Annotated in this window: 2 protein-coding genes; both read left to right on the top strand. The window is 31.6% G+C overall.

Features of this window, described 5'->3' with window-relative positions:
* Positions 1–243 precede the first annotated feature (243 nt).
* The gene (locus Q0649_RS08635; RefSeq protein ID WP_298840282.1) at positions 244–606 is read left to right on the top strand and encodes a metalloregulator ArsR/SmtB family transcription factor; all 363 of its coding nucleotides are present in this window, start codon (positions 244–246) and stop codon (positions 604–606) included.
* An 82-nt stretch (positions 607–688) separates the two neighbouring features.
* A partial coding sequence (locus tag Q0649_RS08630) for a heavy metal translocating P-type ATPase (protein ID WP_298840279.1) occupies positions 689–2,384 on the top strand: 1,696 nt, incomplete at its 3' end.

The raw sequence follows: 2,384 nt of genomic DNA, 5'->3' as shown, positions 1-2,384 counted from the left end.
AAATAACTATAAACAATTTTAAAATAAATAGTTGACTTTAACTAGCTGGTCTAATGGTTATCAGGGTTAATAATGCTTAACTTATTAAGTGTCCCCAAGGGATTCATTTGTGGATTGATTTTAATTCTTAGCGAATTACCAAATGAAAAAAATATTTCAAGGGAATGTTGACAAGTCTTGTTGGGTATCATATAATGAATGTATGAACAATGATTCATATGTTCACATGAAGGAGGAATATTGATGGAAAAAGATATAGAATTTTGCCAATGTGCAACTGTTCATGAAGATAAAATAGAAAAAGTAAGAAGACTAATACCACCTGCAGAGACTTTATCTGACCTTGCAGAACTTTTTAAGGTTTTTGGAGACAGTACAAGAATTAAAATTCTTTGTGTGCTTTTCGAAACTGAAATGTGTGTTTGTGATATAGCAGCTCTTCTTATTATGACTCAATCAGCCATTTCACATCAATTGCGTGTACTTAAAAATGCTAGACTTGTTAAATACAGACGTGATGGTAAGGTTGTCTATTATTCTTTGGATGACCAGCATGTTAAACAAATATTTGATCAAGGACTTATACACATAAAAGAACTTAGATAATATTCTATTACATAAAGAAAAATTAATTATATAGAGGAAATTAAATAGAGGAAACTAAAAACTTTGAAAGCGAGGCGAGGAAATGGAGACTATAATAAAGAGAGAATTCATTTTAGAGGGTCTATGCTGCGTCAATTGTGCAAATAAAATTGAAACTCAATGTAAAAAACTAGATGGAGTATCAGATGCAAGTATAAACTTTATTAATAAAAATTTAGTGATTCAATTTCAAAGCGAAGATAAAATATTAAAAGTCATAGATGAAGCAAAAAAAATAGTTAAGAGAATAGAACCTGATGTTAAGTTTATAGAAAGTGATAAACATGAGGGACATTCACATAATCATAGTCATGATCAGGGCCATGCTAGCGAGGATGCGGGAAATGATAAAAATAAACTTATGCGCTTTTGTGTAGGGGTTACAATTTTCCTTATAGCAGTTATATTAAAATTAGATTACTGGTTTGAATTTTCCTTATATCTTATAAGTTATTTACTAATTGGTGGAGAAGTACTAATGGTTGCCATAAAAAATATATTAAGAGGAGAAGTTTTTGATGAAAATTTCTTGATGGCACTTGCAACAGTGGGGGCGTTTTCTATAGGACAATTTCCAGAAGGCGTTGGAGTTATGCTTTTTTATCAAGTAGGTGAATTTTTTCAGGAGATGGCCGTAAATAAGTCTACAAAGTCTATATCTGCACTTATGGATATAAGGCCGGATTATGCTAATAAGAAAATTAATGATGAGATAGTAAAAGTCGATCCGGATGAGGTACACATTGGCGATATTATAATTGTAAAGCCGGGAGAAAAAGTACCTTTAGATGGTACTATTATAGAAGGAAATTCATTAGTAGATTCATCCGCCTTAACTGGTGAATCAGTTCCAAGAGAAGTTGAGCCTTGCGATGAGATATTAGCAGGCTGTATAAATAAAAATGGGTTACTTACTATAGAGGTAAAAAAAGAATTTGGGGAATCAGCACTCGCAAAAATATTAGATTTAGTTAAAAATGCTAGTAGTAAAAAAGCACCAACTGAAAACTTTATAACTAAGTTTGCAAGATATTATACTCCCATTGTAGTTATAAGTGCAGTTGTACTTGCTTTGATACCACCACTTTTAATACCTGGTGCTACTTTCACTCAGTGGATATATAGAGCACTTGTATTTTTAGTAGTATCTTGTCCTTGTGCTTTAGTAATATCTATTCCATTAGGATTCTTTGGAGGAATAGGTGGTGCATCTAAAAATGGTATTTTGGTTAAAGGTGGAAACTACTTGGAGGCACTTAATAGCGTTGAAATGGTGGTTTTCGATAAGACGGGAACACTAACCAAAGGAGTATTTAAGGTTACACAAATGCATGCACAGGGTGATATAAACGAAGAAGAATTATTAGAGTACGCTGCATATGTTGAAGGCTATTCTAATCATCCAATTGCAATATCTATACTAAAAGCTTATGGTAAAGAAGTAAACAAAAAAGATATCGAAGATGTAGAAGAAATAGCTGGGAAGGGTATTAAAGCTAAGGTAAAAGGAAAATATGTCCTAGCTGGTAATTCAAAGCTTATGGATAGTGAGAAAATATCCTATAATAAAGGAGAAAATATTGGTTCTATAATATATGTAGCTATAGATAATAAATATGTTGGTAGCATTATAATTTCAGATGAGATAAAAGATGATTCTATTGCTGCTATAAAAAGATTAAAGTCTATGGGTATTAAAAAAATAGTAATGCTTACTGGTGATAATAAAGATATAGCCA

This window comes from uncultured Clostridium sp. (assembly GCF_937920395.1).
In the GTDB taxonomy this organism is placed as follows: domain Bacteria; phylum Bacillota; class Clostridia; order Clostridiales; family Clostridiaceae; genus Clostridium_AD.
This window is presented reverse-complemented; position numbering and strand designations above follow the sequence as displayed.

Coding starts and splice junctions, on each gene's coding strand:
- Q0649_RS08635 (WP_298840282.1), top strand. CDS start 244: ATGGAAAAAGATATAGAATTTTGCCAATGTGCAACTGTTCATGAAGAT.